The sequence below is a fragment of the Hydrogenophaga intermedia genome, assembly GCF_000723405.1.
Classification (GTDB): domain Bacteria; phylum Pseudomonadota; class Gammaproteobacteria; order Burkholderiales; family Burkholderiaceae_C; genus Hydrogenophaga; species Hydrogenophaga intermedia.
The window spans coordinates 65577-90449 of sequence record NZ_CCAE010000005.1 but is presented as its reverse complement, the minus strand read 5'-3'; the positions used below and the strand labels follow the sequence as shown (position 1 = coordinate 90449).

At 69.1% G+C, this 24873-nt stretch carries 24 protein-coding genes; 11 read left to right on the top strand and 13 right to left on the bottom strand.

Annotated elements, in window-relative coordinates:
- Positions 1-84: 84 nt before the first annotated feature.
- Positions 85-342, bottom strand: coding sequence for a hypothetical protein (locus tag BN948_RS05275; RefSeq protein ID WP_009515785.1), 258 nt, complete (start codon positions 340-342; stop codon positions 85-87).
- A 122-nt stretch (positions 343-464) separates the two neighbouring features.
- Between BN948_RS05275 and BN948_RS05270 the strand changes: the two genes are divergently transcribed.
- Together BN948_RS05270 and BN948_RS05265 are read left to right on the top strand one after the other, a co-directional pair.
- Positions 465-1355: an SDR family oxidoreductase gene (locus BN948_RS05270; protein ID WP_009515787.1), complete on the top strand. Its 891-nt coding sequence runs from the start codon at positions 465-467 to the stop codon at positions 1353-1355.
- A 47-nt stretch (positions 1356-1402) separates the two neighbouring features.
- Positions 1403-1702: a hypothetical protein gene (locus tag BN948_RS05265; RefSeq protein ID WP_009515789.1), complete on the top strand. Its 300-nt coding sequence runs from the start codon at positions 1403-1405 to the stop codon at positions 1700-1702.
- Between the two features lie 10 nt (positions 1703-1712).
- On the opposite strand, the gene rpoN is transcribed toward BN948_RS05265, so the two are convergent.
- The gene (rpoN, locus tag BN948_RS05260; protein ID WP_009515791.1) at positions 1713-3173 is read right to left on the bottom strand and encodes an RNA polymerase factor sigma-54; all 1461 of its coding nucleotides are present in this window, start codon (positions 3171-3173) and stop codon (positions 1713-1715) included.
- A gap of 304 nt (positions 3174-3477) precedes the next feature.
- Here rpoN and BN948_RS26040 point away from each other — a divergent pair, with 304 nt between their 5' ends.
- The gene (locus BN948_RS26040) at positions 3478-5970 is read left to right on the top strand and encodes a PA2169 family four-helix-bundle protein (RefSeq protein ID WP_009515793.1); all 2493 of its coding nucleotides are present in this window, start codon (positions 3478-3480) and stop codon (positions 5968-5970) included.
- Positions 5971-6002: 32 nt separating this feature from the next.
- Positions 6003-6293 (top strand): hypothetical protein, encoded by a 291-nt coding sequence (locus BN948_RS05245; protein WP_009515795.1) that lies wholly within the window; start codon positions 6003-6005, stop codon positions 6291-6293.
- A gap of 9 nt (positions 6294-6302) precedes the next feature.
- Here the strand turns inward: BN948_RS05245 and BN948_RS05240 are convergent, their stop codons facing one another.
- Positions 6303-6923, bottom strand: coding sequence for a hypothetical protein (locus tag BN948_RS05240; protein WP_009515797.1), 621 nt, complete (start codon positions 6921-6923; stop codon positions 6303-6305).
- Positions 6924-6975: 52 nt separating this feature from the next.
- Positions 6976-8400 carry a sigma-54-dependent transcriptional regulator gene (locus tag BN948_RS05235; protein ID WP_009515799.1) on the bottom strand — a complete coding sequence of 475 codons (1425 nt, stop codon included), beginning with the start codon at positions 8398-8400 and terminating at the stop codon, positions 6976-6978.
- A gap of 178 nt (positions 8401-8578) precedes the next feature.
- On the opposite strand from BN948_RS05235, the gene BN948_RS05230 reads away from it, so the two are divergent.
- Positions 8579-8800, top strand: a complete 222-nt coding sequence (locus tag BN948_RS05230) for a hypothetical protein (protein WP_009515801.1) — start codon at positions 8579-8581, stop codon at positions 8798-8800.
- Between the two features lie 24 nt (positions 8801-8824).
- Here BN948_RS05230 and BN948_RS25485 read toward each other — a convergent pair whose 3' ends face one another.
- Complete coding sequence (locus tag BN948_RS25485; RefSeq protein WP_051755932.1) at positions 8825-11608, bottom strand: ATP-binding protein; 2784 nt, start codon at positions 11606-11608, stop codon at positions 8825-8827.
- A gap of 39 nt (positions 11609-11647) precedes the next feature.
- Here BN948_RS25485 and BN948_RS05220 point away from each other — a divergent pair, with 39 nt between their 5' ends.
- A complete protein-coding gene (locus tag BN948_RS05220) occupies positions 11648-11884 on the top strand; it encodes a hypothetical protein (protein WP_009515804.1) in 237 nt (78 codons plus the stop codon).
- 159 nt (positions 11885-12043) lie between these two features.
- Here BN948_RS05220 and BN948_RS05215 read toward each other — a convergent pair whose 3' ends face one another.
- Both BN948_RS05215 and BN948_RS05210 read right to left on the bottom strand, forming a co-directional pair.
- Entirely contained in the window at positions 12044-12544 is a 501-nt protein-coding gene (locus tag BN948_RS05215) for a DUF421 domain-containing protein (protein ID WP_009515808.1), read from the bottom strand.
- A 21-nt stretch (positions 12545-12565) separates the two neighbouring features.
- Positions 12566-13105, bottom strand: a complete 540-nt coding sequence (locus BN948_RS05210) for a hypothetical protein (RefSeq protein ID WP_009515810.1) — start codon at positions 13103-13105, stop codon at positions 12566-12568.
- 277 nt (positions 13106-13382) lie between these two features.
- On the opposite strand from BN948_RS05210, the gene clpS reads away from it, so the two are divergent.
- Both clpS and clpA read left to right on the top strand, forming a co-directional pair.
- A complete protein-coding gene (gene clpS / locus BN948_RS05205; RefSeq protein ID WP_035620711.1) occupies positions 13383-13739 on the top strand; it encodes an ATP-dependent Clp protease adapter ClpS in 357 nt (118 codons plus the stop codon).
- An 81-nt stretch (positions 13740-13820) separates the two neighbouring features.
- The gene (clpA, locus tag BN948_RS05200) at positions 13821-16157 is read left to right on the top strand and encodes an ATP-dependent Clp protease ATP-binding subunit ClpA (protein WP_009515812.1); all 2337 of its coding nucleotides are present in this window, start codon (positions 13821-13823) and stop codon (positions 16155-16157) included.
- 79 nt (positions 16158-16236) lie between these two features.
- Here the strand turns inward: clpA and BN948_RS27170 are convergent, their stop codons facing one another.
- The 3 genes from BN948_RS27170 to BN948_RS25480 all read right to left on the bottom strand — a co-directional run bounded on the left by BN948_RS27170 (position 16237) and on the right by BN948_RS25480 (position 18603).
- Positions 16237-17214, bottom strand: a complete 978-nt coding sequence (locus BN948_RS27170) for an SdiA-regulated domain-containing protein (RefSeq protein WP_009515813.1) — start codon at positions 17212-17214, stop codon at positions 16237-16239.
- 167 nt (positions 17215-17381) lie between these two features.
- Positions 17382-17591: a hypothetical protein gene (locus BN948_RS05190; protein WP_035620709.1), complete on the bottom strand. Its 210-nt coding sequence runs from the start codon at positions 17589-17591 to the stop codon at positions 17382-17384.
- A 154-nt stretch (positions 17592-17745) separates the two neighbouring features.
- Positions 17746-18603, bottom strand: coding sequence for a helix-turn-helix domain-containing protein (locus BN948_RS25480; protein WP_158515836.1), 858 nt, complete (start codon positions 18601-18603; stop codon positions 17746-17748).
- A gap of 101 nt (positions 18604-18704) precedes the next feature.
- Between BN948_RS25480 and BN948_RS05180 the strand changes: the two genes are divergently transcribed.
- The 3 genes from BN948_RS05180 to BN948_RS05170 are packed head-to-tail and all read left to right on the top strand — an operon-like array spanning position 18705 to position 22126.
- Complete coding sequence (locus BN948_RS05180; protein ID WP_009515815.1) at positions 18705-19706, top strand: tripartite tricarboxylate transporter substrate-binding protein; 1002 nt, start codon at positions 18705-18707, stop codon at positions 19704-19706.
- 13 nt (positions 19707-19719) lie between these two features.
- A complete protein-coding gene (locus BN948_RS05175) occupies positions 19720-21135 on the top strand; it encodes an FAD-dependent oxidoreductase (protein ID WP_009515816.1) in 1416 nt (471 codons plus the stop codon).
- Between the two features lie 10 nt (positions 21136-21145).
- On the top strand, positions 21146-22126 hold the full coding sequence (locus BN948_RS05170; RefSeq protein WP_009515817.1) for a Bug family tripartite tricarboxylate transporter substrate binding protein: 981 nt from the start codon (positions 21146-21148) through the stop codon (positions 22124-22126).
- Here the strand turns inward: BN948_RS05170 and BN948_RS05165 are convergent.
- The 3 genes from BN948_RS05165 to BN948_RS05155 all read right to left on the bottom strand — a co-directional run bounded on the left by BN948_RS05165 (position 22113) and on the right by BN948_RS05155 (position 24800).
- On the bottom strand, positions 22113-22526 hold the full coding sequence (locus BN948_RS05165) for an aconitase X swivel domain-containing protein (protein WP_009515818.1): 414 nt from the start codon (positions 22524-22526) through the stop codon (positions 22113-22115). The genes BN948_RS05170 and BN948_RS05165 overlap by 14 nt on opposite strands.
- Positions 22523-23764, bottom strand: coding sequence for an aconitase X (locus BN948_RS05160; RefSeq protein WP_280516393.1), 1242 nt, complete (start codon positions 23762-23764; stop codon positions 22523-22525). Before BN948_RS05160 ends, BN948_RS05165 begins: the two co-directional genes overlap by 4 nt.
- A 61-nt stretch (positions 23765-23825) precedes the next feature.
- Positions 23826-24800: a Bug family tripartite tricarboxylate transporter substrate binding protein gene (locus BN948_RS05155; protein ID WP_009515820.1), complete on the bottom strand. Its 975-nt coding sequence runs from the start codon at positions 24798-24800 to the stop codon at positions 23826-23828.
- Positions 24801-24873: the final 73 nt, after the last annotated feature.

The following is a 24873-nucleotide window of genomic DNA, read 5'->3' as shown; positions in this document are numbered from 1 at the left end:
GCGCCGCCCGCACACACGAAAAGACCCCTGGAGGCCGCGAGGCCCCCAGGGGTTTCGTCATGCAGGGTCCCCTCGCGGGGGGCCTCAACGCTGCTGGCCGCCGGGCTGGTTCTGGCGCGAGTTGTCGTCGCGATCGGCGCCGGGCTGCTGGCGCTGCTTGTCCTGCTGTCCGCCTTGCTGCGAGCGCTGGTTTTCCTGCGCCTGTTGTTGTTCACGGCGCTGGCGCTCCTGCTCCTGCGGCGTGTTGCTGGCGTTGTTGTTGCTGTCCTGCTGCTGGCGGTTCTGGTTCTGCTGTTCCTGTTGCTTCTTCTGGTCTTGCTGAGGGTTCTGCTGGTTGGGCATCTTGAGCTCCTGAAGGGCTGAGCCGGCAACATCGCCGACACCCTGGTGTGGCAATCACCATGCCCGGTGCCAGCGGGCGCGGGGTTTGCCGCCGGGCGGCAACACCCCCACCGGAGCCACCCATGAGCCCACCCGAGACCGCCGTTCAGGCCAGCGCGCGCCGCCAACCCGCGGACATGCCCGCGCAACACATCGACAAGCCCGGCCTGGAGGCCGAGCTCGAACTCGCGCCGCGCTTCCTGGCGCCGCAGTACGAAGGCAGCGCCAAGCTGCGCGAGCGCGTTGCGCTCATCACCGGTGGTGACTCGGGCATTGGCCGGGCGGTGGCCGTGCTGTTCGCGCGCGAGGGTGCCGACATCGCCATCGTCTACCTCGCCGAGCACGAGGACGCGGCCGAGACGCAGCGCCGCGTGCAGGCCGAGGGTCGGCGCTGCCTGCTGATCGCGGGCGACGTGAAGGACGGTGCCTTTTGCCGGCAGGCCGTCCAGCGCACGGTGGACGAACTCGGCCACCTCGACGTGCTGGTGAACAACGCGGCCTTCCAGGAGCACGCGGAATCGATCGAGGACATCTCCGACGAGCGCCTGCACGAAACCCTGGACACCAACGTCAACGGCTACTTCCTCATGACGCGCGCGGCCCTGCCGTACCTGGGGAAGGGCGCGGCCATCATCAACACCGGGTCCGTGGTGGGCCTGCGCGGCAGCGCGCACCTGCTGGACTATGCGGCGAGCAAGGGCGCCATCCACGCCTTCACCAAATCGCTCGCGCAGAACCTCATCGACAAGGGCATCCGCGTGAACGCGGTGGCGCCCGGGCCGGTGTGGACACCGCTCAACCCGGCCGATTCACCGGCCGCGAAGGTGGCCGAGTTCGGCAAGAACACCGACATGAAGCGCGCCGCCCAACCCGAGGAGATTTCGCCGGCCTACGTGTTCCTGGCCTCGCCGGTGATGTCGGGTTACATCACGGGCATCGTGCTGCCCATCACGGGCAGCGTGGGCGCGATCTGAAGGGCGGCGCACCGCTGGCCCGAACTGGAATCCGAAGGAGGTCCGACATGCCATCGCCCCGTTCCCCGAAGCATCCTCCGGTTGCCCCCGACACCGCGCCGCGCGAGTCGATCAACACCGGCAAGCCGCCGCACGCGCCGGGCGCGCGCGGCAAGAAAGGACACGAGCCGCTGGAGTTGCCGCACGAGCGCGACGAAGGCCTTCAGGCCACCAGGGCAGAGCCCGATCCGGTGATCGAACAGGCGGGCCGCGACCTTGCCTCGGGCCAGGTGGACACCGACCTGCGCAACACCCCTGGCCTGGACGCGCAGCGCCGCGAGCAACTGCTGCGGCGCACGCGCCGTTGACGGCCGCGCCTCAGGCGTGGCGCCGCCGCTTGTCCACGGGCTCGATGCGCAGCAACTGCCGGTACTTGGTGACCGTGCGGCGCGCCACCACCAGCCCCTGCGTGGAGAGTTGGCGCGTGATCTCGGCGTCCGACAGCGGGCGCGTTGAATCCTCGGCCTGGATGATGTCGCCGATGAGGCCGCGGATGGCGGTGCCCGAGCAGGCGTTGCCCGCCGCGCTCACCATGGGCCGCGAGAAGAAGTACTTCAGCTCGAACACACCCAGCGGTGTGGCCATGTGCTTGTTGCTCGTCACGCGCGAGACGGTGGACTCATGCACGCCCACCTCCTCGGCGATCTCGCGCAGCACCAGCGGCTTCATCGCCATCGGGCCGAACTCCAGGAAGTGGCGCTGGCGCTGCACGATGGCCTGTGCCACGTCGAGGATGGTGGCGAAGCGCTGCTCCACGTTGCGCAGGGTCCAGCGCGCGTCCTGCAGTTGCTCGCCCAGCTCGCCGTTCTGGCGCGAGCGGTGGCGTTGGAACAGGTCCGCATAGACCTGGTTCAGCCGCACCCGGGGCACCACGGCGGGGTTGAGCTGCACCGACCACTGGCCACGCTGGCGGCGCACGATCACGTCGGGCACCACGTAGTCGATGCGCGAGTTGCCCACGCGCCAGCCGGGGCGGGGGTCGAGGTGGCGGATGCGATCGACGACCGCCTCCACGCGCGCCGCCGGCACGCGCAGCACGCTGGCCAGGCCCGGAATGTCGCGCGCGGCGAGCGCGTCCAGGTGCTCGTTCACGATGCGCTCGGCCAGTTCGCGGCATGGCCCGTCCTCCATTTGCCGCACCTGCAGTGCCAGGCATTCGCCCACGCCGCGCGCGGCCACGCCAGCGGGCTCCAGCGACTGCACCAGGCGCAGGGCCACCAGCATGTCCTGTGCGCTGGCGGGGGGCTCGCAGGGGATCACGTCCGCGATGTCTTCCAGCGGCGTGCGCAGGTAGCCATCGTCGTCGAGCGATTCGACGACGCCCCGCGCCAGGCACAGGTCGCGCTCGGTCAGCGCCATCACGTTGAGTTGCCCGTGCAGGTGCATGGCCAGCGTGGTCTCGCTGGCGGTCATCTCCATGGCCGACAACTCGCCGTCGCTGGCCGCGCGCGACCCGTTGACCGCGTCCTGCATCCACAGGTCGCGGTCGTCGGCGCCGTCGCGTCGCACGCCCTCGTCCCAGACCGTGTTGGCCGCCTCGGGCGCGGCCGAGCCCGGGCCTTCGCCTTCGTCCTCGCGCGCATCGAGCGGGCCCGTTTCGTGGGGGTCGACGGCCGCATCGCTCTCATCCTCGCCTTCGAGGAAGGGGTTCTCGCCCAGCTTCTGGCGCACCAGCGCCGCGAAGTCCAACGACGGCATCTGCAGCAGTTGCACGGCCCGTTGCAGGCGCGGCGACAGGGTTTGGGATGGCCGGATCTCGGCGCGCATTTGCGGTCCCATGGAGCCTCCTTTGAGCGTATGCACGGCATCGCCATCGACGCCGAAACCCGTGGGTTTGCAAGCACCGTGCCGGAATCGGTGGCGGCCGGCGCAAACGGGCTGCAAGCCGCACCGGTACTGGCCTGGCGGACGATCGGCGCCCGCGCTCGCGGTCGCCCGCGAGCGCGGGCGAGGACGAATCTGCCCGTGCGGGAATGCGAATTGCCGCAAAAGATGCCGGCCGGCATGAGGCTGCCCGCGAATCCCGGCGGGCGGGGCGCGCCATTTGCCCTGGCCGATGCGACCCCTCTGGAATGGTTTCCCGATGTCCATTCGCTTCCGTCTGATCCTCATCGCGCTCGTGTTGATGCTGCCGGCGTTAGGTGCGCTCGCCTGGGGCGTGTGGGCCACCTGGCGCACCGGTCACGTCGCGCTTGACCGCCAGGGCGGTGACAGCGCACGCACGATGGCGTTGTCTCTCGATCGTGAATTCACGCGCTACGGGGCCATTGCGCGCGCGCTGGCGGCATCGCCCTTGCTGGACCAGGCGCCGCGCCTGACCGAACATGAGCGCGAGGCGTTCGATCAGGCCGTGAGGCGTGCGATCCAGGGCTCGCCCGTGTCGGTGGAGCTGGTCAGCGAATCGGTGCGTTGGATCGACACCCGGTGGCAGCCCGGCTCGCCACCTCGTTCCTTGGGCGCGGGCGGCGCCGCGCTTTGGCGCTCGGCGGGCGTGCACGCGCTGGCGGCATCCGGCCCCGAGGGCGCCGGCGTGGTGGTGGTGGAGCCGGTGTTCCGTTCGGGCACCGGGCCCCTCATGAACCTGAAGGTGGTGTTGACGCCGGCCGATCTGCGACGGCTGATGGAACAGCGCGCCCCGAATGCCGGCTGGAGCACCTGGCTACTGGATCCGCGCGGCCAGGTGGTACTGCGCCACCCAGCGGCAGCGCAGGGCAGCCGCGACGGTCCGCTCGACGCCTGGGTCCGCGAGAGCCTGGCGGGCCGCGCCGAGGGGCGCTTCGCGCTGCGCAGCGTCGGCGGCGAGCCGTTGCGCGTGTACTTCAGCCGTGCGCCGCAAGGCTGGACCGCCCTCACCACCGTGCCGCGCGCGCAGCTTGACGCCGCCTTTGCATCGGCGCCCGCGCAGCGGCTGCTGGCCGCCTTCGTGCTGTTGGCGCTGGCGGCGGGCGCGCTGCTGTGGATGGCGCGTGCCGAACTGCGGCGCCAGTTGGCCGCGACGGTGGCGCGCACGCGCCGCGAGGAGCGGCTGGCCGCTGGCCGCGAGCGCGTGCAGGCCCTGGGCCGCCTGACCGCGCGAGTGGCGCACGAGTTCAACAACCTGCTCGGGGTGATCAGCAACAGCGCTTACTTGATGGAGCGCCAGTCCACGCAGCCCACCCTGGCCATGCCGATAGCTGCCACGCTGCGCGCCGTGGAGGCGGCCAGTCGGCTCACGGGGCAACTGCTGCGTTTCGGCGGCCAACGCCCCGCGCAGCCCCGCACGCTGGCGCTGCATGACTGGCTCCCGAACCTGCGCGAAATGCTGGGCGTGGTGCTGGGCCGGCGCATCGAACTGAGCATTGACGTGCCCGACGAGGGGCTGTGCGTGCGCGCCGACCCCGACGCACTCGAACTGGCCATCGTCGATCTGGCCCTCGACGCACGCGAGGCCCTGCCCGACGGTGGTCGGGTGCACCTGGGCACCGAGCGCGCCGCGCCAGCCCTGGTGGCGGGCTTGCCCGCCGGGCGCTACCTGAGCATCACGCTGCGCGGCAACGGCCCCGGCGTGGCGGCGGCGCTGAGCCTGCCGCGGGAGACAGATCCAGCGCCGCTGGTGTTGCCGCTGGTGCCGGTGGCGCCGCCTCAGGCGCGCGAGAGCGAGCCCGTTCCGGCGGGTGGCCCGCCGTTGCGTGCGCGCGTGCTGCTGACCGAAGACAACGAGGCCCTGGGCGACGTCACGGCGGCGATGCTGGAGACCATGGGTGCGCGGGTGGAACGCGCCGCGCACGCCGGGCAGGCGCTGGATCGGCTTGAACGCGGCCCCGCGGTCGACGTGCTGCTGAGCGACGTGAACATGCCCGGCGCGCTCGATGGCTTGGGCCTGGCTCGCACGGTGCGCCAGCGCTGGCCTGCGGTGCATGTGGTGTTGATCAGCGCGCAGGGGCCGTCGCTCGGCCCGGGGGACGACTTTCCGGTGCTGAGGAAACCTTGCCCCCCCGCCGTGCTGATCGCCGCGCTGCGGCGTGAGCCGGCAAGGGACCGGTGGCGAGCGGCGGGCACGCCATGTGCCCCACAGGGCTGTCCGCGTGCAAAACGTGTTGCGTGCGCGACTTCCGTTCAACCACACCGAGGACACACCGCCATGGACCAGAAATCCCTGATCAATTGTCTGAACGATCTCATCGAAACCTGCAAGGACGGTGAGTACGGCTTTCGCCGCACCGCCGAGCACCTGCACACCGCGGATCTGCAAAGCGTCTTCGCCGCCCGCGCCGAAGAGTGCAAGCAGGCGGCTTCCGAGTTGCAAGCCCTCGTGGTGCAACTGGGGGGCAATGCGCAGGACCACGGCTCCGTCGCCGGTGCCGCGCACCGGGGCTGGGTGGCCGTCAAGGGCACGCTGGCGGGCTACAGCGACGTCAACATGCTCGAAGAGGCCGAGCGTGGCGAGGACGTGGCGATCGAGCGCTACCGCGAGGCGCTTGCCAAGGACCTGCCACCCGATGTGCGTGTGGTCGTGGAGCGCCAGTACGAAGGCGCCAAGCGCAATCACATGCAGGTGAGGGCGCTGCGCGATCAGGCCCGTGCCATGGCAGATTGAGTCGGTCTTTCACCCAAACACAGGAGTTGTACATGGACAGCAAGCTCACCCGAATCCGCCTGGCGATGGCGGCCACCGCCCTCATCGCATCGGGCTTCGCACTGGCACAGACCAGCCCGCCGCCGCCGGCTCCGACCCCGCCAGCATCCCCGCAGCAGGCGCCCATGCCGAACACCAGCCCGCCGGCAGCGCCCGCCCAGCCTGGCATGGGCACGACACCGCCGGCCGGCACCAATCAGGGCACCACGGGCACAAGCCCCGGCAGCAGCACCGACATGAACCAGGGTACGACGCCACGAGCGGCGCGGGCCGATCGAGGCTGAGCCAGGCGCTCAGCGTGGGGGTGGCGGGGACGCCGCCCCCTTCCCCGGCGTGAAGCGGGGGAAGGCCTCGTGCAGGGCTTGCCGGTCGGGCAGCACATAGACGAGGCCCGGCGTCCGGCTGAAGCGTGGGTGCAGTTCGCGGTCGTAGAAGGCCGTGGGCACGTTCACGCAGCCGTAGGAAATGCGGTTGTCGGCCTCCGTCGGTGTGGCCAGGCGCTCGAGCCGGCGCTCGCCCGCGTGCGCGCTGCGCACCCGGTGCAGCGATACCGCGGCGTCGTAGTCGATCCAGAAAATGTCTTCACCCTTGTGGTTCTCACCGGGTTCCAGCACGAAGCGGCCGGCAGGCGTGGTGCGCTCATGGGGTGCAATGCGCGAGAGGGGCCGCGTGCCGATGTCGGGCGCGGAGGTGTCGCCCAAAGCGCTGCCCAGCAGCACGGGTGCATCGGCGAGGGCACGGCGCTGCCCGTCGAAGACCCACAGCCGCGCCTGCGGTTTGTCGATGAGCACGAAGGGCCGGTTCTGGTTGTCGGACTCACGCTCGATCCATTGCAGCAACTGCTGCGCGGATTCGCTGAGACCGGGCGCCGCTTGCGCTGCGGCGGCCCCGACCGTCAGGGCGGTGGCCAGCATCAGGCACGCCCCGCCGCGCGCCAGGCGTGCGGGTCGGTGCGGATGTCCGCGCTCAGTGCCGCGACGGCGAGTCACCCGCGTATTCCTTGAGCCGGTTGTAGAGCGTCTTCAGGCTGATGCCCAGCACGGCGGCGGTGCGCTCCTTCTGTTGCTCGCACTGGCGCAGGGTGGCCTGGATCAGCAGGCGTTCGGCCTGCGCCATCGACACGCCCACAGGCAGGGTGATGACGGGTTCGCCCACACCGTTCTGCGCGGTGGGCTCGGGCAGGGCCCGGCGGGTGGATGGCGCGGCGTCGCCGGCCACTGTGGCGGGCGGCTTGGGCAGCCACAAGGCGTCGATGGTTTCGCCGTCGGCCATGACGTAGGCGCGTTGCACTGCGTTGCGCAGTTCGCGCACGTTGCCGGGCCAGGGGTACTGTGCCAACTGATGCAGCGCCGCGGGCTCAAAGCGCCTCACCTGTCCTTCGCGGTTCGCGATCTCGTCTAGAAAGTGCTGCGCAAGCAGGGGCACGTCGTCCAGCCGCTCCCGCAGCGGCGGCAGCTCGATCGGAAACACGTTCAGCCGATACAGCAGGTCCTCGCGCAGCTTGCCCGCGGCCACCGCCTCCAGGGGCAAGCGGTTGGTGGCGGCGATGATGCGCACGTCGGTCTGGATGCTCTGTGTGGAACCCACGCGCATGAAACGCCCGGTTTCCAGCACGCGCAGCAGCTTGACCTGCAGGTCCAGCGGCATCTCGGTGATCTCGTCGAGGAAGAGGGTGCCGCCGCTGGCACGTTCGAAGAAGCCCAGGTGCTGGCGGTCGGCGCCAGTGAAGCTGCCCTTTTCATGGCCGAAGATCTCGCTTTCCATCAGGTGGGGTGAGATCGCACCGCAGTTCACCGCCAGGCAGGGCCCGGCGCGACGGCGGCTGAGCGCATGCACCGTCTGCGCCACCAGTTCCTTGCCGGTGCCGCTTTCACCCATGACGAACACGGGCACCGATGTGGGCGCGACCCGGTGGATCTGCTGGTACACCCGGCGCATGGGCGCGGTCTGCCCCCACATCAGGCCGAAGCGCCCGCTTTCGGCGCCCGGGTCGCGCGGCGCGGCCCGCGCGGCATTGGCCGCCGCGGTTGGCGCGGTGCGTTCGCCACAGCGCGACAGCACGCGCTGCAACTGCTTCATGGCGATGGGTTTGACAAGGTAGTCGGCCGCGCCTCGGCGCATGGCCTCGATTGACGTGTCCAGGCTCGCATGGCCGGTGACGAGCACGATGTCCGTGTCGCTGACCAACTGCGGATCGGAGAACAGGTCCAGGCCGTTGCCGTCGGGCAGTTGCAGGTCCAGCAGGACCAGGTCCGGCGTTTGCAGGGCGATCTGGCGCCGCGCGTCGCGCAGCGTGTGGGCGATGGCCACCGAAAACTCATCGGCGCGCACGAGTTCGCGCAGGGTGGTCGCGGAGTCGGTGTCGTCGTCGACGATCAGCACGTGGTTCATCGGAACGGGCCCTTTGAGGTCTGCGTGTCGGTGTGTGTGTTGGTCTGCGTGTGAGGAGCGATTCGTGTGGCGATTGTCACGGGCCATGATGGGCGCCGGTGTAGGAGCATGTCTGTATCGAAATGTGTGCACGGGCACGCCGGTTGCCACTGCATGGCATTTGCGGAGGTGACGTGCCATGAAACATGCGAAGGCTGCAAGCCCGGTGCGCCGAGGCTCGCGCGGCGGCAACAGGCTGATGCTGGCGGCCGTGGGCCTGGTGCTGTGGCAGGCCTGGACGGGTTATCGCGAGCTTGGCCGACGCCGCGCGAACGCCGCGCGGCCGGCGGCCAAGCCGCCGGCACTGGAGCGCTGGGAAGGCGAGGGCGGCCAGCCGCTGCGCGACCCGCCCGCGTCGTGACCTGCAGCTCGTGCGGGCCCGGCGTCACGGGCGGGCGACGCCGCTCGCGGAGGCTGCGTCGGCCGGGTGGGTGAGCGGCTTCACCATGTTGTCGAGCAAGTGGCTGAGCTGCGCCGGACTCACGGGCTTGGTCAAGTGCATGTCGAAGCCGGCCTCCAGCGCGAGTTCGCGGTCGTGCAACTGGCTCCAGCCCGTCACGGCCACCAGCAGCGCCAGTTCGCCACCGCGCGAGCGGCGGATCTCGCGTGCCACCTGATGCCCGGTGCGCCCGGGCATGCCGATGTCGAGCAGGCAGACGTCGGGACGCTCCTCGCGCCACAGCGCCAGGGCCTGGTCGCCGTCGTAGGCCATGCGCACGTCGTGGCCCTGCACCTGCAACAGCGCGGCCAGCGTGTCGGACGCGTCGCGGTTGTCGTCGGCGATGAGCACGCGCAGGCGCCGACGCCGGGGTGCGGCGGTGGGGCCGGTGGGTGTCGGGCTGGCCGAGGCGTCCTCGCCCGCAGGCAGTTGCACGGTGAACACGCTGCCGCGGCCGGGGCCCTCGCTGCTGGCGGTGAGGGTGCCTCCGTGCAGCTCTACCAGGCCCTTGGACAGGGCCAGACCGATGCCCAGGCCGCCGCTCGTGCGATCGCCCGCGTGGTGCAACTGCGCAAACATGCGGAACGCGTCGGGAATCGCCTCGGGCGGAATGCCGATGCCGTTGTCGCGCACCTCGATGGTGATGACACCGTCGCGCCGACCGGCCCGCAGTCCGAGGGTGCCGCCTGGGTCGGTGTACTTGGCCGCATTGGTCAGCAGGTTGGCCACCACCTGCGCCAGGCGCAGCGGGTCGGCGTCAAAGACGACGGGTGTTTCGTCGACGTCGATCAGCAACTGGTGGCCCTTGGCGTCGATCAGCGGTCGAACGGTCTCGACGGCCGAGGCGAGCACATTGGCCAGGTCGGTGGGCGCGCGGCGCAGCGGCAGCGCGCCGCGCGTGATGCGCGAGACGTCGAGCAGGTCGTCCAGCAGCAGGGCCATGTGCGAGACCTGGCGGTCGATCACTTCGCAGCTCCACTGCTTCTGCGCGTCCGTGGCGTGCGGCGACATGGCCAGCAGCGTCGCTTGGCGGATCGGTGCAAGCGGGTTGCGCAGTTCGTGCGCCAGCGTGGCGAGAAACTCGTCCTTGCGGCGGTCGCTGTCGCGCAGCAACTGTTCGTTGCGCATGCGCTCGGAGATGTCGGTGAACCACACGCCCACGCCTTCGGGAATGGGCGAGGCGATGCAGTGGAACCAGCGCGTGTCCGCGCCCTGGGTGTCGGTGGTGTCGAACTCGCAGATGGTGTGGGACTCGACGGCCTGCACGCAGTAGCTGAAGGCGGGGTTGCCCATCCAGCGGCAGGGCGAGGAGTGCAGCACTCGGTGGCCCACCAGTTGCTCCGGGGTGCACTCCAGCGCCTCGGCAGCGGCGCGGTTGACGTACATCCACAGGAAGTCGACGATGCGCTCGCCCTGGTGCAGGGGCTTGAGGATCACGAAGGGTGCGCCCGAGGTTTCGAGCACGGCTTCGAATCGCCCTTGCGAGACGAGCAGTTCGTCTCGGGCGCGGGTGCGTTCGATGAACACGGTCGCCTTGCGGGCGCAGATATCGGCCAGGCGGCATTCGCGTTCGGTGGGGTGGCGCGGCTCGCCCAGGTGCACGGTGATCGCGCCCAGCACCTCCCCCTGTGAACTGATGAGCGGCGTGCTGTGCACGGCCCGGATGGCGTGGGCCGCCAGGAACCCGCGGCACTCATCGTCCATCGGGGCCGTCTGCGTGTCCTCCAGCGTCGTGCGCGTGCGCTGGCGGCAGGTTTGGGCGCAGGGCCCGTCGCTCAGGCGCTGCGCCGTGGCCAGTGCCGTGGCATCGAATCCCAGGCTGGCCGCGATGCGCAATTCGTCGGTGAGGGGGTCGAGCAGCGACACCATGCCCTGGTGCGCGCCGTGAAAGTGCGCCAGCGTGGCCAGGATCATGTGCAATTGCCGGGCGATGTCGGTCGTCTCGGGCAGTTGCGAGCTCAGCTCGTGCAGCTGGTTGAGGTCGTCGAATTGCTGGTTGAGCTGGCCGCGCGTGGCCGCGAGCTGCGCATGCACCTGTTTGCGCTCGGTGATGTCCACGCAGGCGCCGCGCAGGCGCACGGCCCGCGTGCCACGCCAGACCACGTGCACGCGCAGCAGCACGCGGTGGTCGCCGCCCTCCGGCGACGGCAGGGGAACTTCGCGCTCGTAAAAGGTGGCACCCTGTTTGAGCTTCTGCCGCAGGTGCTCCCGGCTGTCGAGCAGCAGTTGGGGCGGCAGGCGGGCCGTCCAGGCGTCCAGCGGCACGGGGTCCGGTGACACCGGTGCGCCGGCCAGACGGGCCAGCGCGGGGGAGGCGCTGATGGTGCGAGCGGCAAGGTCGATGTCGAACACGCCGATGCCCGTGCCCTCGATGGCCATCATCAGTCGGTCCTCGGCCGACACCGCCCGAGCCCGATTGCGCCGCAGCGAAGCACCCATGCCCACCAGCAGTCCGCCGAGCACGAGGTAGAGCACCAGACGCGTGGGGTCGGCCAGGTGGGCCTGAGGCCATTCGTCCAGCCCGCCCAGCGGCCAGCCTGTGCCGATGGCGCCCACGAACAGCAGCAGCGTGCCGGGCCCCGGCCCCAGGGCCGCCGCCGCCGCGGCCACCGCCGGCAGGTAGAACACGAAGGCGCGCAGCGCTCCCACGGCGGGCCACAGCAGCCAATGCAGGCCGCCGGCCACCATCGCGATCAACAAGGCGATGGCGTATCGTTGGACATTCGACATCTCCTGACGGTACTGCTTCGGGTTCATCTTGTGCAAGGAATGAAGGACACCACATCAACCCGCTGGCCACGGGGCTTGCGCTGGCTGGGCGGCCTGCTGGCGCGGCTGCGGGGCCGCGCGTACGTGAATGCCACCGTGGCGCTGCGCGACGACGCCGACTGGCTGGCCCGTTCGGCGGTGGGCGAGGAAGACCCCGGCGCCAGCGTGGAGGCGCTGGTCGACCCGCGACCTCCGACCAATCCTTCGATCAAGGGGGATGCGGCACCACCGCACTGAGCCCTTCCGGTTCGCTGGGCGGCGGCGCGTTCGGCCCGGGCACCGGGGGCGCGGGCGGTGGATCGCCCACGGGGGGTGGCACAGGGTCGGTAAATGGCGGCGGCGCGGGCGGCTGCGGCGTGGGCGGCTGCGGCGTGGGAGGGGTGGCGCTCATGGTCATCAGATGCCTTTCTTGCGCTCGTCGCGCGGGTGGGGTGGGGCGCCCGGGGCGCTCTGGGGTTCTCCCCGCGCCACGATCGCGATGCTGCCGTCGGGCTCCAGGATGGCCCACTTCACTTCGGCCAGCTGCTCCATGCCGGCCTTGCGCATTTCGGTGAACACCTCTTCGGGGGTTACGCGCATGCGGTTCATGGCCCGGGCGATGAATTCGCCGTCCCGCACCAGCACGGTGGGTTGCCCCGCGATGAGGTGCTCCACCGACTCGAAGCGCTGCACCAGCAACGAGGTGAGGAACACCAGCACCAGCAGGGTGGCCAGGCCGGCAAGCCCCGTGGTCAGCGAGTAGTCGCTGCCCACCATCGCCTGAGAGACGACTTCCGGAATCATCAGCAACGACACCAGCTCCAGCGGAGACAGTTGGCCGAATTCGCGCTTGCCCAGAATGCGCAGGCCCACCAGCACGAACAGGTAGACGACGGTGATGCGCAGGACGATGTCCACGGTGGCGCGCGGGGCGGTGGGTCAGGGCAGCACCAGCGTGCTGAAGTGCTGCCGCGTCAGCGCGGGCCGTTCGCGCGGACCGAGCTCGATCCAGCCCGGCAGGCGGCCCCACCCGTCGGCCTCCAGGCGAACGCGAACCGCAGTGCTGTCGCCGGCGCGCAGCGGTGGCAGCGGCACCCGCACGCGCCCCGCCGCCACGGCGTCGGCCGTCGGCAGTGCGTCGGCGCGCGAGAAGTGCGCCAGGTAGGCGTCCTCGATGCCGATCGCCAGATCCCGCGCCTCGTCCGGGCCGCTGTTGGTCACCTGTATGGCCAGTTCGCTGCCCGCCTTGTGCCGCGTGCGCGAGGGGTAGCTGACCTCCAGCTTCAGAGCGCCCGCCCCGTGCGGCACGGTGGCTTCCAGCCGCTGGCTGGCGGGCCCAAGCCAACCAGCGAGCGCCAGCAGCGGCAGAAGCGCCAGCGCGGGAATGCCGATCCATTCCAGCCAGCCCAGGCGCACCACCCGCTGATAGGCGCGCGCCCGGTGATGGGGCGGTTGGTTGGCGGCGGCGGTGCGGGGCATGGGGCGTCCACGGCAGGGGTTGGCGGGGCATACGGGAACTGCCGGGCAATCGGCGTGCCCGCTGCTCGGACACCGCCGACTGGTGTGGCCGGCGCAACGGCAAGCATGGCGTTGCCGCCGGCCGATCGACGGAATTTGACCGGCTTTGCGTGCGCTGCTTGACGCATGGCCGGTTCTGCCGGGCCTCACAATAGTCCCTGGCGGTATCCACCGCCCGGCCAACCGGCGGTGTCCCGGACGGCATCGGGGGTGGGGCGCGCTCGCTAGAATGAATTTCATGGCTTCGCAGATTCCCAAGAAACCGGAAACCCCCGTGGCTCCGCCCGCCACGGGCAGCGACGACGCGGTCGTTCTGGAACGGCGCACGCAGCGCGTTCAACCCCCCCAGATGTACCAGGTGGTGCTGCTCAACGACGATTTCACCCCGATGGAATTCGTCGTGCAGGTCATCCAGGAGTACTTCAGCAAGGACCGCGAGACGGCCACCCAGATCATGTTGAAGATTCACCTGGAGGGCAAAGGGGTTTGCGGCGTCTATTCGCGCGACGTCGCCAGCACCAAGGTTGACCAGGTGCTGCAGGCCGCCCGCTCGGCGGGACACCCCTTGCAATGCGTGAGCGAACCTGTTGAATAGGCGTTCAAGCTCCCCATCTAGACCCTACATTCGTCTCCAGAACGTGCTTATCCCGATACTCCCAGCCAAAGGACGTGCCACATGATTGCCCAGGAACTTGAAGTCAGCTTGCACATGGCCTTCGTCGAGGCCCGGCAGCAGCGGCACGAATTCATTACGGTGGAACACCTGCTGCTGGCATTGCTTGACAACCCCAGCGCCGCCGAGGTCTTGCGTGCCTGCTCGGCCAACATTGACGACCTTCGCAAGTCCCTGACGAACTTCATCAAGGACAACACCCCGCAGGTGGCCGGCACCGACGAGGTGGACACCCAGCCCACGCTGGGTTTCCAGCGCGTCATCCAGCGCGCCATCATGCACGTGCAGTCCACCGGCAACGGCAAGAAGGAAGTCACCGGCGCCAACGTGCTCGTGGCCATCTTTGGCGAGAAGGACTCGCACGCCGTGTACTACCTGCACCAGCAGGGCGTGACGCGCCTGGACGTGGTGAACTTCATCGCCCACGGCATCCGCAAGAGCGATCCCCCGGAGCCGACCAAGTCCAACGAGGGCGCGGCCGAGAACGAGGAAGCCGCCGAGGCCAAGGGCAACGAGAAGGCCTCGCCGCTGGAGCAGTTCACGCAGAACCTGAACCAGATGGCCAAGGATGGCAAGATCGACCCGCTCATCGGCCGCGAGTACGAGGTCGAGCGCGTCATCCAGATCCTGTGCCGCCGTCGCAAGAACAACCCGCTGCTGGTGGGTGAGGCCGGCGTGGGCAAGACCGCCATCGCCGAGGGCCTGGCCTGGCGCATCACCCAGGGCGACGTCCCGGAGATCCTCGCCGAGTCCAGCGTCTATTCGCTCGACATGGGCGCGTTGCTGGCGGGCACGAAGTACCGCGGTGATTTCGAGCAGCGCCTCAAGGGCGTGCTCAAGTCGCTCAAGGACAAGCCCAACGCGATTCTGTTCATCGACGAGATCCACACCCTGATCGGGGCCGGTGCGGCCTCGGGCGGCACGCTGGACGCCTCCAACCTGCTCAAGCCGGCGCTCTCCAGTGGCCAGCTCAAGTGCATCGGCGCGACCACCTTCACCGAGTACCGTGGCATCTTCGAGAAGGACGCGGCCCTGTCGCGGCGCTTCCAGAAGGTCGACGTGGTCGAGCCCACGGTGGAACAGACGGTGGACATCCTCAAGGGCCTGAAGTCTCGCTTCGAGGAACACCACAACGTGAAGTACGCCGTGGCTGCCCTGCAGGCCGCTGCCGAGCTGTCGGCCAAGTACATCAATGACCGCCACCTGCCCGACAAGGCCATCGACGTGATCGACGAGGCCGGTGCGGCGCAGCGCATCCTGCCGGCGTCCAAGCGCAAGAAAACCATCTCCAAGACCGAGGTCGAGGAGATCGTGGCCAAGATTGCCCGCATCCCGCCCGCCAACGTGTCCAACGACGACCGCGGCAAGCTGTCGACGCTGGAGCGCGACCTCAAGAGCGTGGTGTTCGGCCAGGACAAGGCGCTGGAGGTGCTGGCCGCCAGCGTGAAGATGGCGCGTTCCGGCCTGGGCAAGGCCGACAAGCCCATCGGCGCCTTCCTGTTCAGCGGCCCCACCGGCGTCGGCAAGACCGAAGCGGCCAAGCAGCTCGCCTACATCATGGGCATCGAGCTGATCCGCTTCGACATGTCGGAGTACATGGAGCGCCACGCGGTGAGCCGCCTGATCGGCGCGCCTCCGGGCTACGTCGGCTTCGACCAGGGCGGCCTGCTGACCGAGGCCATCACCAAGAAGCCGCACTGCGTGCTGCTGCTCGACGAGATCGAGAAGGCGCACCCGGACATCTTCAACGTGCTGCTGCAGGTGATGGACCACGGGACGCTGACCGACAACAACGGGCGCAAGGCCGACTTCCGCAACGTGATCGTCATCATGACCACGAACGCGGGTGCCGAGACCATGAACAAGGCGACCATCGGCTTCACCAACCCACGAGCCGCGGGCGACGAGATGGCCGACATCAAGCGCCTGTTCACGCCCGAGTTCCGCAACCGCCTGGACGCGATCGTCAATTTCAAGGCGCTGGACGAGCAGATCATCCTGCGCGTGGTCGACAAGTTCCTGCTCCAGCTGGAGACGCAGCTCGCCGAGAAGAAGGTGGAGGTCGCCTTCACCGACACGCTGCGCCAGCACCTGGCCAAGAAGGGCTTCGACCCACTCATGGGCGCACGCCCGATGCAGAGGCTTATCCAGGACACCATCCGCCGTGCCCTGGCAGACGAACTGCTCTTCGGTCGCCTGACCGAGGGCGGGCGCCTGACGGTGGACCTGGTGACCAAGACCGGCGAGGACGGCAAGGAAACGCAGGAAGTCGAACTCGACATCCAGCCATTGCCGAAGAAGGAAGGCAAGGCCAAGCCGGAGGAAGCGACGGAGGTGTGATCCGGTCGCTCCCTGGTGAGACACAAGAGGCCCCGCTCACGCGGGGCCTCTTTCTTTCTGGCGTTCGCCGGGTGCGCGCTCAGGCCTTGCGCAGGGCCGCGCTGCGCCGGCGGGCGAACGCCCCCACCGCGGCCAAGCCGGCCAGCATCATGGCGTAGGCCTCGGGCTCCGGCACAGGAGCCGTGAGCACCAGCAGCGCCGAGGCGCCCGACGGGCCGCCGCTCTCGCCCACCAGGTAGATCACGCCGTCGTTGTCGACGGTCACGCCCTCGATCTTCGTCGCCATTCCCGTGAGATCGAGGCGGCTGACGATCTCACCCGTGCGCGTCACTTCCAGCAGCACCTGCGAGGTGGCGCTCAGGATCAGCAGGTTGTCGGCGAAGGAGCGGCCGGCGAAGGCCGTCGAGTTGGAGAGCACGGAAATGTCCGACAGGCTTTGCACCCCCAGCAAGGCCGGGTCGAAAAGGGACACGTGCGAGCCGCTGGCGCCGTTGGCGAAGTCGATGTCGGCCTCGAACACGCCCTGCTCGCGCCGCTCCTTGATGGCGAAGACCGTGCCGGTGGAGCGCTCCCAGGTAACGCCCTCGATGCCCTGGTTCGGCGACTCGGGGCCGAAGGTGTACGTGGGCGCGCCGGGCTTGCTGCTGTACGCGGTGCGCGTCTTGCCGCCACCCATGTCCCAGGTGGCTTCCGGAACCATCAGGGACACGGTCATGGCGCGCTCGTCGGCCAGCAGGTACTGGCCGTTGCCGATGTAGGCAATGCCTTCCGAGTCCTTGAAAGCTTCGATGCCGCTGCCGTTGGAGCCAGGCAAGGGGTAGGAGTAGATCTCGCCCGTCTTGGTCAGCTCGGAGAACTGCAGGGAGTCGCCCACGATGAAGAGGGAGTCGTTGTCCCAGTTGTAGGTGATGCCGGAGGCCTCACCGACCATGGCGTGGTAGGTGGCGCTGAGGCTGTAGCGCGAAAGGTCCAGCGCCTGGGCGTGGGACAGGCTGGGTGCGAGCGCGGCCCCGGCCAATGCGGCGAGGAGGGCCGCGCGAAGGGATTTCAGAGGCATCTTGTCTTCCTTGGTTGTGGATGTCGCACCCGGATGGAATGCACACCAAGGCTAGGAAGCCGGTGTTGCCGCAGTGCCTGGCCCTTGCCAGTGTCGGGCCGGCTGTTCGGACCATCTCCAGTGACGCTGTCTGCCGAGGCGCAGGCCGATGGAATGTCTTGACGCTGTCACTCGCGTGCGTCATCGTGGACGGCATTTCGTACGCCGACATTCCCTGGCAACTGCTGCTCATCGTCGATGAACACGAGGAGGCGTACATGTCTGACCGCGATTCCACGCCACCGGGCGCGCAGGACCACCTGCGCGCCTTGCTGAACCAGCGCCGCGAGCAACTGGCGAACCGCTTGCGCCGCGACGCGCTGCCGGCCGAGCAGCATGACGAGATCGCCGAGGAGTTGGTCTACCTGGACAGCTCACTGGCGCGACTCGATGCCCCGGGCATCGCCTGCTGCCTGCGCTGCGGGGAACCTATCTGCCTGACGCGCCGCACCCTGGCGCCCGACAGCGATCTGTGCACCGGTTGTGCCTTGATCATGGACCGCGCCACACCGACTGCTCGGCCTGGAGCTGGCTCGCCAGCTCCAGGTGCAACCCCTGCTGGCCCGCGGCCTTGGCAATACCGGCAGCAGCGGCCCGCAGCACCGTCAGGTGCCGGCGCACCATCTCTTGCTCCGTCATCGCGCCACGGTTCCAGTTGATGTTCAGGGTGCCGAACACCTGGCCCGCGTGCACCAGTGGCACCGCGATGGCTTCCAGCGCGTCGTCGCGGGCCCTGCCGTCGAAACTGCCCCCCCGATAGAGCGGGTGGCGCAAGGCGTAGCCGCGCGCGCGGACCGCGCGGACCCTCGCGGCCATGTCCTCCACGGCGCCGATGCGGGTGTTGTGAACGTCCCGACCCTGCCGGGCGGCCCGCACCAGTTCCTGGCGCCGGGTGGCGTCCAGGGCGGACAGAAAGGCCGTGCCGGCCGCCGAGCCCAGCAGGGTCACGCGCACGCGCCCCTTGGTGCGGCGCACGTAGAACCTGGACTGGCGCAGGCTGGACTCCAGCACGCGCATGAAGTCGTCATCGCCCGTGTGGATCGCCAGATCGGACGGCCATTCGACCTGCTGGCACAGGCTGTCGAGCCAGGGCGCGGCCAGGTCCGCGAGCTGTTCCGCCGCGATCACCGCCTGACCGAGCGCGTGGAGGCGCACGCTGGTGCGGTAGCGCTGGTCGGTGGTGCTGCGGCGCACGGCTTCCACGCCGATCAGGGTCTTGAGCAGGCGCAGCAAGGTCGGGCCGGACAAACCCGTTGACGCAGTGAGCTGCACGAGCGTGGCGCCCTGCGGCGCCTCGCCCAACGCCTGCAGGACGGCGAACGCCCGCTCCACCGATCGAATCGTCTTCACGCTGTCCATATTTCACCCAGTGTAATTTCGCTCGATTGTGCTTGGTGCCCGGCGCGCGCAAACGTACCTTCGTGGTCGCAGATCAACAGGAGACAAGCACCGTGACAGACCCGTCAGCATTCCAATTGACGCGCCGCGCGCTGTTGTGCGCCACCGGCGCGCTGCTCGCCCTCGGCGCGCTGCCATCGCAGGCGCAACAGCGGCTCAAGCTCGCCACGATCACCACGGGATTCCCCCCGGGCGGTTCGTCGGACGTGCTGGCCCGCATCCTCGCGGAGCACCTGCGTGGCAAGCACGCCGACGCGGTGATCGTGGAGGCCAAGGCGGGCGCCGGCGGCCGGCTGGCGGTGGAGCACGTGAAGAACAGCCCCGGTGACGGCAGCAGCCTGCTCATCAGCCCCAGCGGCATGATGGTGCTGTTCCCCCACATCTACCGAAGCCTGCGCTACGACCCGCTGGTGGACATCACGCCCATCACGCCGCTGGCCAAGTTCCCGTTCTTCCTGGCCATCGGGCCGATGGTGCCGGCGGAGGTGCGTACGCTGGCGGACTTCATCGCCTGGTGCAAGGCGAACCCCAAGCAGGCGTCGTTCGGTTCGCCCGGTGCGGGCACCAGCGCGCATTTTTCCGGGATCATGCTCGGGCGCCGGGCCGACATGGAGTACACGCACGTGGCGTACCGCGGCATGGCGCCGGTGGTGCAGGACCTGCTCGGCGGACAGATTCCCTCCGGCGTGCTGACGCCGGTCGAGGCGTTGCCGATCCTGTCGACGGGCAAGCTGCGGCTCATCGCGGCCACCGGCACCGGGCGCTCCCGCTTCGCGCCCGAGGTGCCGACCTACGCCGAACTGGGCTATCCCGACATCGTGATCGAGGAATCCTTCTCGCTGTACGGGCCGGCCTCGCTTTCAGCGGACAGCGCCCGGCAGCTCGCGGAACTCACGCACCAGATGCTCGCGCAAGCGGACATACAGGCCCGGTTCGCGCAGATGGGGCTGGAGGTCGCGCCCCAGCAACCCGCGCAATTCAAGGCCAGCCTCAAGGCGCTGCATGGGCGCTGGGGCGGCATCGTGAAGGCATCCGGCTTCACACCCCAAGACTGACACAGGAAACAAGATGATCGAGAGAGAACAGCCGCTGGGCATCAGCCCGGGCGGCGTCCCCGTCGTGGCCGATGTGGACGTGGTGGTGATCGGCGGCGGGCCGGGTGGTTTCGCCGCGGCCTTGCGCGCCCGGCGGGAGGGCTGCACCGTGGTGATGGTGGAGCGCTTCGACATGCCCGGGGGCGTCCACACCTCCGGGCTGCAGGGTGCGGCGAACACCGGCGTTGGCGGCATCCACACCGAGTTGATGGACCGCTTCGACCGCGAGGGCTGCCTCTACACGGCGGACGAAATCAGCCTGCCGGATTGGGCCGGCAACCCGTTGGCGCACTACGACCACTACCTGGCGCCCGGCAGCCCGTTCAAGCGCACCTCGTTCAACCCGGACGGCGCGGGCAACGTGATGGTGCGGATGCTCGAAGAAGCCGGTGTGCAGGCCATCTATGGCGCGTCGTTCGTGGACGTGGAAATGGACAGGGACGGGGAAGGGCGCCGCATCACGCACGCCATCATCGAGACCGTGGCCGGCCGCCAGGCGCTGCGCGGCCGGGTCTTCGTCGAAGGCACTGGCACGGCGGAGGTGGTGGCCCGATGCGGCGCGCCCTTCGTGAGCGGTGGCGGCCGCCAGCCCGAGACCGTCACCGCCGATCCCGAGCAGCGGCCGATTCCCGGGGGACTGCTCTGGATCATGAACGGCGTCGACTTCGCGCAGACCGCGGCCTATCAGCGGCAAGAGAACGATCCGACGCTCTCCCGGCTGATCAACAAAGCCCGCGCCGCCGGCGACATTCCGCCCGAGCTGTACCGCCCGCGCATGGACGGCGGCAAGAACGTCTACGGCGAGCACTACATCGGCCACCCCACCGTGGACATGAGCCCCATCCACGGGCCGGGCAGTTTCATCCTCTGGCAGAACGTGCCCTACGAATGGGCGCTGCACATGGACGAGGACGCCGCGCACGCGTCGCGCGCCAAGGTGGAGCTGCGTCGACTCATCCACGCCGAGGCGCGGTTCCTGACGAAGTACGTGCCGGGCTTCCAGAACGCCGTGATCGCCCACGTGGGCCGCTATGTCGGCGTGCGCGATGGCCGCCACCCGATCGGTGAGTACGTGTTCTCGATCGACGACGCCCGACAGGAACGCCGCTTCCCGGACGCGGTGACCCGGCCCATGACCAAGACCTTCTTCTGGGACGCGTACCGCAAGTACACGTTCGAGGTGCCGTACCGGTGCTTCCTGCCGAAGGAGGTGAACAACCTGCTGCTCACCGGGGCCTCGCTGTCGTTCACCTTCGAGACCATCTTCATGGTGATGCGCAACTTCCCCTGGTGCACGCAGACCGGCGAGATCGCGGGCCTGGCGGCGGCGCGGTCCGTGCAGGCTGGCATCACGCCCAAGCAGTTGCCATGGACCGAACCCCTGTTCTGAGGAGAACCGCATGTTGAAACGACGCCACCTGATCGTGGGCACCGGCGCAGCCAGCGCCATCGCATCCTTCGGCCGAACGGCCTGGGCTCAGTCGCTGCCAGGCACCCTTCGCATCATCGTGGTGGTGCCGCCGGGCGCCACGATGGACAACATCGCGCGCCTCACGGCCGACCGGTTGAAGGACACGCTCAAGCGCAACGTGATCGTCGACTACAAGGTGGGCGGCACCGGCCTGGTGGCGTCGGGGTTCCTCAAGAACTCCGCCGCGGATGGCGGCCTCATCATGTTCGCGCCGCTGGCGGTCGCCGCCTTCTTCCCCTTCCTCTACAGCAAACTCCCCTTCGAGCCCGACACCGACCTGGTGCCGGTCTGCGATGGCGTGCACATCCCGCACGCGCTCACCGTGAGTCCGGGGCAGAACGCGCGCACCTTGGCGCAATACCTCGATGCCGTGAAGGCCGACCCCCTCAAAGGCAGCATCGGCACGTCCAGCATGAGCAGCGTCGGGGCACTCCTCATGCTTCGCCTGAGGCAACTGTCGGGGGTGGAGTCGCTTCAACTGGTGGCGTACAAGGGCGGGCAGCCGCTGCTGGCGGACCTGATGGGCAACCAGATTCCCGCCGGTGTTTCCGTCATCTCCGACTACCTCGCGCAACACAAGGCCGAGCGCGTCCGCATCCTGGCCACCGGCGGCGCCAGGCGCTCGGCCCTGGCGCCCGACATTCCCACCCTGGTCGAATCCGGTTATCCGGACCTGTACGGTGTGTCGTCCATCGGCTTCTTCGTGCGCGGGGGCACGCCGGCACCGCTGGTTCAGCAACTCTCCAGCGAGATCACCGGCGTGCTGCGCACGCCGGACGTGCGCGCGCGGCTGCTGGAGATGGGGGCCGAGCCGACCGGGGGCTCGCCGCAGGAGTTCCGCCAGCTCGTGCTGTCGGAACGCGCGCGTTGGGAGCCGGTGGCGCGCGCCGCGAACATCAAGGTGGATTAGGTGTGAACCTGAGGGTCCTGGCCGAGGGGTCGAGGTGGACCTCGTCGCCTGTACGGACCAGCGCCAGAAGGTCCTGGTCCCAGCCCTCCATGATGGGCAGGCCGGCCAGCACCGCGCCCTGGACCATGACCGGATTGAGCTTGCCGAAGACCAGCGCTTTCGGTGCGATGCCCTTGTTGAGCAGGTCGAAGAAGGCCCAGCCGCCGGCCACGCCACCCTTGCTGGTGGGGATGATGAGCACGCGGTCGCGAATCGATTCGCCTTCGGCGCTGTGGCCGATCCGGGAGATCACCCCGTTCCAGCGGTCGAGGTCGTAGCGCGGGCTGAAGCCCTCGCGCATGACGAGCGCCTGGGCTCGCACGGGCTTGCCCCAGGCGCGCTTCACATGAATGGTTGTCATGCCAGTGTCCCCGTGCAGGCGATATCCACGCAGTCGTCCGTGCGGCGCAGCACCGTGTTGAAGCGATGGGCCGTGATGGTGTTGACGAGCTTGCCAGAGTTGGAGATCAGGTTGGTCCAGCCGTTCTCCTCGCGGATCTGCGACAGGCGCTGGAGGATGTAGAAGCACACCCCTTGCAGGATGGTGACGCCGGCCTTTTCCAGGGTGTCGACGTAGCCGAGGCGCTTGGCGTCGCTGTGGACCATGTGGTTGGTCGTCACCACCGCGGCCATGCCGGGTGCCACCCGGCGGCCTTCGAACCGCTCGGCGAGGTCCTGCATCTCGAACAGGGAGAGCTGCGGCCCGGAGAAGACCACGATGTTGGCGCCGCCCTCGACGTAGCGGTAGCTGTCGTAGACGGCCTGGATGTCGGCCCCGGTGATGACCATGGTCTCGCGGGGCGCACGCCCCTGGAAGGCGGCCTCTCGCGTCTTCGCCTCGGGGGTCACGCCGACCATGTGGAACATGGCCATCGACCCGTAGCTCGCCAGCGACGCGCCGAGGTGCTTCAACTCGTCCGATGAGGGCATGCGGCCCAGGCCGTCGAAGACCGGCACGGCGAAGTAGTCCTGGTGGGGGTGGCCGACGAGCTTGCCCAGGGCGCCCCAGTCGGCCGGGTCGCGCATCGGCGCCCGAAGGTCGACCAGCAGCGAGCCGGCGCGCGCCTCGTCGAGGTGAAAGCCGTACGCGGGCGTGCGGCCGGTGAGCGCGGCGGCAAAGCTGGCCTTGCCTGCCTCGAAGTTGGTGCGCGCGCCCAGCACGGAGTTGGCGTAGATCACCGTGCCGGTGTCGCCCCAGGCCACGTGTTCACCCAGCTTGGGCTGGTACACCTGCTGGTAGGGAATGCAGGAGTCCGTTGGCGCGATGCGCATCGTCTTGTACCGGGCGAGGATCTCGCGCTCCTTGGCGCCTTCGTCCACATCCTGGCGCAAGCGCGCGTCGTCGTGGAAGTGCATGCACTGCGCGTTGCTGGACGTCGGCACGACGCAGCGCGCGTGCTGATCGCCCATGGACCGCAGGTGCTGCAAACCGCCGTCGCCCATCACCTCGATGTCGCCCATGACGTGCGCGTGGGTGATCGGAACAAAGCGCCGTGCGCCGAAGAAGCTGCCCACTTCGATCTGGAACCGGATGGCTTCCTGCACGGCCGGCCCCTTGTCTCCCCGGAGCATGGCGTGTTCCTCGGGTGTCAGTTGCAGGGTGCCCGTGTGCAGGTCCACCACCTCGATGGTGTCGTTCATGATGACTGTCCTTTGCTCGTCAATCGGCCTTGGCGCCGGAATCCTTCACCAGCTTGGCGTACTTCGTCCGCTCCGCGGCGACGAAGGCGGCAAACGCTTTCGGCTCCATGAACGCGGGGGCCGCGCCTTGCGCCTGAAGCTGGTCCGCGAACGACTTGTTCGCCGCGATCTCACCGATGCTGCGCGCCAGCAATTCCACGACGGGGGCGGGCGTGCCGGCGGGGACGAAAACACCCTGCCAGTTCTCGATGTCGAAGCCGGCCAGGCCTTGTTCGGCCACGGTGGGCGCCTCGTGGAGCAGTGGGGAGCGCTGCGCCGTGCTGACGCCCAGGACGCGCAGCTTGCCCGCCTGGATGTGCGGCAGCGCGGGCGGCAGGCCGGAGAAGAACAGATCGACCCGCCCGCCCAGCAGGTCGGTCATGGCGGGCGCGCCGCCCTTGTAGGGCACGTGCGTCAACCGCGTGCCGGACAGCAGGCGAAACAGCTCGCCCGCGAGGTGTTGTGGCCCGCCGGTGCCGGAGGACGCGAAGTTCATGCCGTCGGGCTGCGACTTGACGCGGCGCACGAGCCCCTGGACGGAGTCGGCGGGCGACTGGCTGTTCACGACCAGGACCAGCGGCGCGGACGCCAGCTTGGCGACGGGCACGAGGTCCTTGGCCGGCTCGTAGCTCATCTTCGCGTAGAGGAACTCGTTGATGGCGACCTCGGCGGGCGAGGCGACCAGCACCGTGTAGCCGTCCGGCGCCGATTTCGCCACGATGCCCGCGCCGATGTTGCCCCCGGCTCCCGTCCTGTTCTCGACCACCACCGGCTGCTGCAGAGTCTGGCTCAGGTGTGCGCTGAGCAGGCGCGCCACGACATCGGTCGCGCCGCCCGCGGGAAAGGGCACGATCAGTCGGATGGGTTTGTCGGGAAAGGCGGCGAAAGCGGAGGGGGCGCCCGCCGCCAGGCAAGCGGCGGCGAGGGCCGTGAGGATGGTGCGTCTGCCGTGCATGAATGTCTCCTTGTTGGTCGGCGCAACGCACTGTGCGCCGTTTTTACATTCTTGGATAATCACAATTTCGTAG

Excerpts from the sequence above, each read along its gene's own strand:
- BN948_RS05275 (WP_009515785.1), bottom strand. The coding sequence starts at position 342 with ATGCCCAACCAGCAGAACCCTCAGCAAGACCAGAAGAAGCAACAGGAA.
- BN948_RS05240 (WP_009515797.1), bottom strand. The coding sequence starts at position 6,923 with ATGCTGGCCACCGCCCTGACGGTCGGGGCCGCCGCAGCGCAAGCGGCG.
- BN948_RS05175 (WP_009515816.1), top strand. The coding sequence starts at position 19,720 with ATGATCGAGAGAGAACAGCCGCTGGGCATCAGCCCGGGCGGCGTCCCC.
- BN948_RS05220 (WP_009515804.1), top strand. The coding sequence starts at position 11,648 with ATGAAGGACACCACATCAACCCGCTGGCCACGGGGCTTGCGCTGGCTG.
- BN948_RS05155 (WP_009515820.1), bottom strand. The coding sequence starts at position 24,800 with ATGCACGGCAGACGCACCATCCTCACGGCCCTCGCCGCCGCTTGCCTG.
- BN948_RS05245 (WP_009515795.1), top strand. The coding sequence starts at position 6,003 with ATGGACAGCAAGCTCACCCGAATCCGCCTGGCGATGGCGGCCACCGCC.
- BN948_RS05210 (WP_009515810.1), bottom strand. The coding sequence starts at position 13,105 with ATGCCCCGCACCGCCGCCGCCAACCAACCGCCCCATCACCGGGCGCGC.
- BN948_RS27170 (WP_009515813.1), bottom strand. The coding sequence starts at position 17,214 with ATGCCTCTGAAATCCCTTCGCGCGGCCCTCCTCGCCGCATTGGCCGGG.
- rpoN (WP_009515791.1), bottom strand. The coding sequence starts at position 3,173 with ATGGGACCGCAAATGCGCGCCGAGATCCGGCCATCCCAAACCCTGTCG.
- BN948_RS05265 (WP_009515789.1), top strand. The coding sequence starts at position 1,403 with ATGCCATCGCCCCGTTCCCCGAAGCATCCTCCGGTTGCCCCCGACACC.
- BN948_RS05270 (WP_009515787.1), top strand. The coding sequence starts at position 465 with ATGAGCCCACCCGAGACCGCCGTTCAGGCCAGCGCGCGCCGCCAACCC.
- BN948_RS05230 (WP_009515801.1), top strand. The coding sequence starts at position 8,579 with ATGAAACATGCGAAGGCTGCAAGCCCGGTGCGCCGAGGCTCGCGCGGC.
- clpA (WP_009515812.1), top strand. The coding sequence starts at position 13,821 with ATGATTGCCCAGGAACTTGAAGTCAGCTTGCACATGGCCTTCGTCGAG.
- BN948_RS26040 (WP_009515793.1), top strand. The coding sequence starts at position 3,478 with ATGTCCATTCGCTTCCGTCTGATCCTCATCGCGCTCGTGTTGATGCTG.
- BN948_RS05190 (WP_035620709.1), bottom strand. The coding sequence starts at position 17,591 with ATGCTGCTCGGCCGGCAGCGCGTCGCGGCGCAAGCGGTTCGCCAGTTG.
- BN948_RS05170 (WP_009515817.1), top strand. The coding sequence starts at position 21,146 with ATGTTGAAACGACGCCACCTGATCGTGGGCACCGGCGCAGCCAGCGCC.
- BN948_RS05165 (WP_009515818.1), bottom strand. The coding sequence starts at position 22,526 with ATGACAACCATTCATGTGAAGCGCGCCTGGGGCAAGCCCGTGCGAGCC.
- BN948_RS25485 (WP_051755932.1), bottom strand. The coding sequence starts at position 11,608 with ATGTCGAATGTCCAACGATACGCCATCGCCTTGTTGATCGCGATGGTG.
- clpS (WP_035620711.1), top strand. The coding sequence starts at position 13,383 with ATGGCTTCGCAGATTCCCAAGAAACCGGAAACCCCCGTGGCTCCGCCC.
- BN948_RS05235 (WP_009515799.1), bottom strand. The coding sequence starts at position 8,400 with ATGAACCACGTGCTGATCGTCGACGACGACACCGACTCCGCGACCACC.